General features: G+C 45.4%; 9 protein-coding genes. All 9 read right to left on the reverse strand.

Annotation, left to right across the window (positions count from 1 at the left end; all coding sequences use genetic code 11):
- On the reverse strand, positions 1-803 hold an 803-nt coding region (locus tag ACQY6Q_RS07765), incomplete at its 3' end, for a FlgK family flagellar hook-associated protein (protein WP_427979847.1).
- A 12-nt stretch (positions 804-815) separates the two neighbouring features.
- Positions 816-1,826: a flagellar assembly peptidoglycan hydrolase FlgJ gene (flgJ, locus tag ACQY6Q_RS07770; protein WP_427979849.1), complete on the reverse strand. Its 1,011-nt coding sequence runs from the start codon at positions 1,824-1,826 to the stop codon at positions 816-818.
- A 1-nt stretch (position 1,827) separates the two neighbouring features.
- The gene (locus tag ACQY6Q_RS07775) at positions 1,828-2,928 is read right to left on the reverse strand and encodes a flagellar basal body P-ring protein FlgI (protein WP_427979851.1); all 1,101 of its coding nucleotides are present in this window, start codon (positions 2,926-2,928) and stop codon (positions 1,828-1,830) included.
- A 24-nt stretch (positions 2,929-2,952) separates the two neighbouring features.
- Entirely contained in the window at positions 2,953-3,627 is a 675-nt protein-coding gene (flgH, locus tag ACQY6Q_RS07780; RefSeq protein ID WP_427979853.1) for a flagellar basal body L-ring protein FlgH, read from the reverse strand.
- Positions 3,628-3,653: 26 nt separating this feature from the next.
- On the reverse strand, positions 3,654-4,442 hold the full coding sequence (gene flgG, locus ACQY6Q_RS07785; RefSeq protein WP_427979855.1) for a flagellar basal-body rod protein FlgG: 789 nt from the start codon (positions 4,440-4,442) through the stop codon (positions 3,654-3,656).
- 16 nt (positions 4,443-4,458) lie between these two features.
- The gene (gene flgF / locus ACQY6Q_RS07790; RefSeq protein ID WP_427979857.1) at positions 4,459-5,205 is read right to left on the reverse strand and encodes a flagellar basal-body rod protein FlgF; all 747 of its coding nucleotides are present in this window, start codon (positions 5,203-5,205) and stop codon (positions 4,459-4,461) included.
- 152 nt (positions 5,206-5,357) lie between these two features.
- The gene (flgE, locus tag ACQY6Q_RS07795; protein WP_427979859.1) at positions 5,358-6,695 is read right to left on the reverse strand and encodes a flagellar hook protein FlgE; all 1,338 of its coding nucleotides are present in this window, start codon (positions 6,693-6,695) and stop codon (positions 5,358-5,360) included.
- Between the two features lie 32 nt (positions 6,696-6,727).
- Positions 6,728-7,399 carry a flagellar hook assembly protein FlgD gene (locus tag ACQY6Q_RS07800; protein WP_427979862.1) on the reverse strand — a complete coding sequence of 224 codons (672 nt, stop codon included), beginning with the start codon at positions 7,397-7,399 and terminating at the stop codon, positions 6,728-6,730.
- Between the two features lie 10 nt (positions 7,400-7,409).
- Positions 7,410-7,633: flagellar basal body rod protein FlgC (locus ACQY6Q_RS07805; protein WP_427979865.1), on the reverse strand; the 224-nt coding region annotated here is incomplete at its 5' end.

The raw sequence follows: 7,633 nt of genomic DNA on the forward strand, positions 1-7,633 counted from the left end.
GAACCAATATCTGCTCGCCCAATGATGCGGGCGGAGCCAGATAAGGACAAGGTCATTTCTTTCTGCGTAGTATCGGGGTCACCGTCAGCCACCGCCAAAATAGCCTTATCATCTTGTAAAACCAAGGCTTGGCCAGAGCGCATAAATACCAAGGTGGAGCCGTCATCTTGATCAATGGTATTGATATCAACCAACTCAGCCAACTCTTTAATCGCCTGGTCGCGTTTGTCAGCTAATGTGGCCACCTTACCGTCTAAGGGATTAAGACCACCAGCAGAGATAATCTCTTTGTTGATTTCAGCAATATTGGTAATTAAAGCATTCGCCTCATTCACCTTTTCAGTAATGTCTTGACTGAGATTTTTCTCTTGGATTTGATACTGTTCGTTAAGGGTACGATAGCGATCGGTTAAAGCATTGAATTGAGAAAGCGCCAATTCACGAGTTGATAGCGCAGTAGGGTTATCTGTAGTGGCGTGCAACTGAGTAAAAGTATCATCAAATTTGCTACTTAAGGCCAGCGCATCATCACTCAAAATGGTATCGATATAACTCACCGACTCCAAGTAGGCATTGCGGTTGGCTAAGGTTGAAGTATCACGAAACATTTGCGCTTGAGCGAAACCATTGAGTACTCGCTCAGTATAACCTTCGCGCAAGCCACCTAGGGTATCTGCGGTATAAAAGGTTCGCTGTAAGCTGTAACCCGGTGTATTAACGTTGGCAATGTTATTACCGGTGGTCATCAATAAACGTTGATGCGCAGCAATTCCGGAAGATCCAATGGTTAATAGGTCGTTCATTGCCATTTGCTATTACTCCCCTTCAACCTGCTCATCACGAAATGTTGAGAAATGCTGACTGTCCAAAATTTGACTAATTTTGTTGGCATATTGCGGATCGGTGGCATAACCCGCCGCCTGTAATTCTTTGGCATATTGCTTGGCATCATGACCTTGCGCTAGGGCTTGTTGATAACGCGGCCCTTCAACAAAAGACAGGTAATCTTTTACACTTTCCTCAAATGAAGAATAGGAACGAAACGCAGCCTGCTCTCGGCGGGCTTGTCCATTTCGATATTCCAAAGTGCTTACCACGGCCTTATCTCCTTGCCAGCGACTGTCTGCTTTAATGCCAAATAAATTGTAACTGCTAGAACCATCTCGATTGGCGATAACCTTTTTACCCCAGCCCGACTCCAAAGCCGCCTGCGCTACAATCGCCAGAGGCTCGATACCTTTCTCTGCTGCCCACTTCTTAGCTACCGGTAAAATAGTCTCAATAAAGGCAGCAGGAGAGGCAAAATTTTGCCGTTTTTCTGTCGCAATATTTGCCTCTAATTCAGGGCTAACTGGCAACTTAGATGTTTTCGCTAAAGTTTTGCTTTCATCAGCCGTTACCTTAGTCGATATAGCAATATTCTTGCCATTTTCACTCTCGGCCTGAGAAGAACGTTTTTGTAAATCAATATTTTGCCCACCTCGTAGCACCGAAGCCGGTGTTACATTGGCAGCGGCAGGGTTTAACTGCGCCACAATTAAATCGGCTAAACCTAGGGCTCCTGACGATGACAATTCCAAAGCCATTTGGTTGTCATGCATGTCACGATAAGTTTGGGTATGGCGGTTATTTAGGGGTGAGTCACTCTCAAACAAGGCATTACTTTTACGCATTTGCTTCATTAGCATTTGCATAAATAAAGACTCAAATTGGCTAGCAACCTGCTTTAAGGCTTTATCTGGATCTTTTTGCGCAGCACTTCGCAACTCATCCAAACTGGCTAAGTCATGATAATTTGCTGATTGCTTGACTGCATCCATCGCCATGTTAAATCACCAATAACTCGCCTTGGATTGCGCCAGCTTGTTTCAACGCTTCCAAAATAGAGACTAAGTCACCCGGTGCAACACCTACTCGGTTAACCGCGCGAACTAAATCATCCAAAGACGCACCCGGGTCAAAATTAAACATACGAGAGTCTTCTTGAGTCGCTTCAATGGTGCTCACGGTGGTTTGTACCGTCTCTCCATCTGAGAATGGGTTAGGCTGAGAAATCACCGGAGTTTCTGAAATTTTCACGGTTAAACCACCGTGGGTAATAGCCGCAGGCAATAGCCGAACATCTTTACCAATCACAATGGTACCGGTTCGTGAGTTAACAATAATCTTGGCCGATTCTGATGCTGGCTCAAAACTCAAGTTTTCCAAAGTCGATAAATAAGCAACCCGCTGACCGGGGTCTCTAGGAGCAAACACTTGTACCGAAGCAGCATCCATTGGCGTAGCAGTATTAGGACCCACTAAATTGTTGATGGTATCGGCTAAGCGTTTAGCGGTGGTAAAGTCAGAACGCTTCAAATTAAAGGTAATGGTATCACCACTCATAAACGGCGAAGGTACCGCGCGCTCAACAATTGCGCCATTGGGAATGCGCCCCACTGTAGGGGTATTAGAAATCACCTTAGAGCCATCCGCTCCCTCGGCACCAAAGCCACCAACCACTAAGCTACCTTGTGCCAAAGCGTAAACTTCTCCATCGGCGCCTTTTAAAAAGGTTTGGATCAAACTGCCACCTCGCAAACTCTTCGCTTCACCAATCGCCGACACCGTGATGTCAATTGTTTGACCAGGTTTAACAAAAGCGGGAAGCTCTGCATGTACCGCAACTGGCGCCACGTTTTTGATTTTTAAGTTAGTGCCCGGAGGAACGGTAATACCGAAGTTGCGTAACATTGTGGCAAAAGACTGCTTAGCAAAATCACTGTTCTTTTCACCGGTGCCGGGTAAGCCCACCACTAAACCATAGCCAGTTAATTGGTTAGAACGCACACCAGCAACATTGGCCACATCTTTTACTCGCGCGGCACTGGCAGTATTCGCCATCACAGACAAACCTAAAATCAATACAAAAATGCTACGCTTCAACATGGCACTACTCCTCACTGCTAGGCTTTAAAAAGGCCAAACTGGGCCATTAAAGAATTTAGATAACCAACCCTGCTCGGTAGTATTGGCAAAATCCCCGGTGCCACCGTACTGGATCCGCGCATTGGCAATACGCAATGAAGTAATAGTGTTATCGGGAGACACGTCTTCTGGGCGAATAATTCCGGTAAGGCGAATATACTCATTACCGTTATTCAACATTAACCACTTCTCGCCGCTAATAATTAAGTTGCCATTCGCCAATACACGAACCACATTCACTGAAATATTGCCGTTTAAACTGTTACTTTGAGCCGCATCGGCTTCACCAGCAAAAGCACTTTTCTGACCAAGGCCTAGTTCAATAGGGTTACCACCAATGGTTGCAACACCACCAGGGATAGTGATTTGATCAAGATTAAAGCTCTTATTTTTCGCCAAATCATTACTGGCCGATTTACTGGCTTGGGTTCGCTCAGCCAAGTTCACTACAATAATGTCACCCACTCGGTGGGCTTTTTTATCAGAATACAAGTTGTTTGCCTGATCCTCGGCAAACAAAGAACCGGTAATTTTGGCTTCTACTGGCACTTCTTCTGGGTAAACTGGGGCAAATTCAGGGTCATCTGGCACCACCGCAGTATTCACACTAGAACATCCTGCTATCGCCAAACAGCTTGCAATTATTAATAGCTTATTCATGAGCCATCCCTCTCTCTAAGTCTTATCTACAGTTGCTGCGTTGCGAAATTCAACATCTGGTCTACTGTAGAAATCACTTTAGAGTTCATTTCGTAAACACGCTGCGCTTCAATCAAGTTAACCAATTCTTCAGTTACATTGACGTTAGAGGTTTCCAACGAACCTTGACGAATCGCACCTAAACCATTTTCAGCAGCAATACCATTTTGTGGGGCACCACTGGCTCCTGTCTCCAAGTAGAGGTTTTGACCACGAGGCTCTAAACCCGATGGATTAACAAAATCAGTAATGGTTATTTGACCAATAACTTGGCTATCGGTTTGTCCTGGTAAGCGGACACTTACTTCGCCGTCTTCACCCACGGTAAAGCTTTGCGCATCTTCCGGTACTTGAATTTCGGGTTGCAAAGGGTACCCCGCACCAGGGGTAACAATAGTGCCTTCATCATTTAGCCCAAATTGGCCATTACGAGTGTAAGCGGTGGTGCCATCAGGCATCAGCACTTCAAAAAAGCCACGCCCATCAATCATTAAATCAAAAGCGTTATCGGTGGTTTGCACATTGCCTTGCTCATGATTTTTCTGAGTTGCAACGACCTTGGCACCCGCCCCTATCATCAGGCCCGACGGCATACGGGTATTCTGAGAAGAACGCCCACCGGGTTGATTAATGGTTTGATAAAGTAAGTCTTCAAATACCGCTCGACTTTTCTTATAACCCACCGTACTGGCATTGGCTAAGTTGTTAGAAATAACCGATACGTTGGTTTGTTGGGCATCTAAGCCGGTTTTACTGATCCATAACGCGGGATGCATAATACGCTCCTTATTCCTAACTTAATCGCAACAGATTATTGGTGGCTTTATCGTTGTCTTCAGCGGCTTTCATCATTTTGATTTGCATTTCAAATTGACGCTGCATGCTGATCATTTGGGTCATCTCTTGCACTGGGTTGACGTTACTGCTTTCCAGCGCGCCTTTTACCAGCTCAACAGTGGCGTCAGCTTGATAAGCTTGACCGGAAGTTGAGCGAAACAAACCATCATTACCTTTAGACAAATCAGCTGCAAAAGGCCGACTGAGTTTAATTCGGCCAACTTCTTCTAAGGCGTCCGCAGGCGCCCCTTCAGGACGAATTTCGATAGTGCCATCTTCATTAATTTCTAGCTTTTCAACGGGGAGAGGAATAATGATCGGCCCGCCTTGGTCACCCAATACCGCCTGCCCCTGCATGGTTTGTAATACCCCTGCAGCAGATACGGTAAAATTGCCATTTCGGGTTAAGGCTTCTTGGCCATCTTTATCCTGAACGGAAATCCAACCCTCGCCTTTAATCGCAACATCTAAATCTCGGCCGGTGGTTTTAAGTAGGCCATCGCCAAAATTCTGAGTTGGGCGTTCAGTCATCGCAAATACTCGAGACGGCATGCCGGGGCCAAATGCCTGCATTGAACGCGCGTTCTCTATGTCGGCCTTAAAGCCGGTAGTATTAGCGTTTGCTAAGTTATTACCACGAACCGCCAGCGAGTGCATATTCTGCTTAGCGCCGGTCATCGAGATATAAAGTAGTTGATCCATTTCTATTCCTTCGTCAATTAGCTGACTCAATAGATTTAACAGCAAATATAATGCCAAAGAAGAAAAATGGTTTTACGAAGAAAGTAAACAGTAATAAAATCAATGAACTAAAAAGGCAGCCAAAGCTGCCTTTTTTAATATACAGAGCCTGATTAGCGGATTTGAATAATGGTTTGCTGTAGCGTTGAGTTAACTTCTAAAGCACGGGAGTTAGCTTGGAAGTTACGCTGAGCACTAATCAAATTAACTAACTGTTCAGTCAAATTAACGTTTGCCTGCTCTAATGAGGCAGAGTTGATTTTACCGAAGGTGCCCGAGTTGGCTTCGCCGGCAATCGCTTCACCACTCAATTGGGTTTGTTGCCACGAAGTATCGCCAATTTGTGACAAACCTTGGTTGTTGGCAAATTTGGCAATCGCAACTTTCGCAATATTGTCGGTTTGACCATTACTGTATGAAGCCACTACTAAACCGTCGGGGCCAATGTCAATTCCGGTTAACTTACCTACGGTTGAACCGTCCTGCGACAAGCTAGATACTTCAAAGGCCGAGTTATATTGGGTTGGGCCATTTAAGTTAAAGGTAATGGTTTGAGTTGGGTCAACTGAACCCGTTACTGGATCCCAAACACCGCCAGGGCCATTTGGTGGCGCAGTACCCAAAGCGACGGTTTCAATAATCAAAGGCGTCGTCGACGCTAAAGCGCCGGAGTTATCAAAGGTTAAGGTCGCTGACCTAGGGATACTTGGGTTGGCATTACCAGCATTAGGGGTATGGGCCGTACCGCCAGCCACATCTACCGGTTTACCGTCGATATAAATTAACTTATGCCAAGTATTGGCAGTCGTATCATCTTTAATAAAGAAAGTTTCGGCAACATGCGAACCACCTTGCGAATCGTATACTGTCACCGACGTCGCCGAGGTGTAAGTATTACTATCTGTTGGGTCAAAATCTCCGATGTCATGAGTACTGCCGCTAGAGGGCAAGTTGAAACTCATGTCTACCTTACCCGTCATCGTCGGATTACCCACTTCAGCGCTAATTTGAATAGCGTTGGTCGCCGCCATACTCACCGCTGATGGAGTGCCACTATTATTCACGGTGTAACCTTGTAGGTATTGACCCTGCGAGTTAACAATGAAGTTATCAGCATTTAATTTAAACGCCCCAGCACGAGTAAACTCTCGAGTTTGAGTAGTTAAATCTGACGCGGTAACAAAGAAACCTTCACCACTAATGGCCATATCTAAGGCATTCTGGGTAAAGTTTAAGCTTCCTTGGTGAAATTGTTGGGCAACATCTACGGTTTTCACCCCGTTACCCACAGCGGTACGAGCATTAGAGAAAATCGATGTAGCATAGACATCGGCAAACTCTGCTCGCGACTCTTTAAAACCAATGGTATTGACGTTGGCAATGTTGTTCGCTGTAACGTCAAGATCCTTTTGCGAGGCATTGATGCCGCTTAGCGCGATATTAAATGACATCTCTCAATCTCCTATCGTTTTACTATTCTTTGTTAGGCTTTGGATACTTCTAAGACATCGCTCATAGCAATGCCGCCCAAACCTTCTAAATTAACTACTACACCAGATGTTCCACCAGCAAGACTGACACTCCCAACGTTGGCATAAGTTGCGGTTGGTAGGCTAATTTCTTTGCCCCCTTGAATCCCATTTACTTTAATGTTGTAGGTGCCTTCTGGCAGAAGCTCCCCATTAGAATCAGTACCATCCCATGAGAAAGGCATATTGCCGCTCCCTTCCCCTAGTTCGATGACTTTCACCGTTTCTCCTGCGGCATTCTCAACGGTAACTTTCACATTAGTGGCAGCAGCATTAGTCACCGCTACACCATCAAAGCCCTGCCCTGAGTTATACCCGTAATCTAGAGGAACCAAGACTTTTTGCCCAACTAAGGTCGACGCTTGTAGGGCTGCCGATGAATTCATAATGGAATTCATGGTGTCAAATTTAGTGCCTAACTCTGCAATCCCCTCAGAGGTCTGAAAAGAAGCCATCTGCGCGATCATTTCGGCATTATCAACTGGTTTACTCGGGTCTTGATATTGCAACTGCGTAGTTAACAAGGCGAAAAAATCTTCTTGTCCCAACGACTGATTATTGTTGCTTTCAGGAACAACCGACTCAGGCTGCCAATAATTATTTTGTAGTGGATTAATCGTAGACACAGGCTATTCCTTAACTTTTACCCAAGTTGAGCGTGCTATTTAGCATTTGCTTGGCGGCTTCGGTCACTTGCACATTAGCTTGATAAGAACGAGAAGCGCTCATCATATCTGCCATTTCTTCAATCACATTAACATTGGGTTTGAAGATATAACCTTCTTCGTTGGCGAGTGGGTGCTCTGGATAATACTCTTTACGTAAGGGAGCGTCAGATTCCACTATTCCAGCGACTTTAA

The organism is Agarivorans sp., from assembly GCF_050295395.1.
GTDB lineage: Bacteria > Pseudomonadota > Gammaproteobacteria > Enterobacterales > Celerinatantimonadaceae > Agarivorans.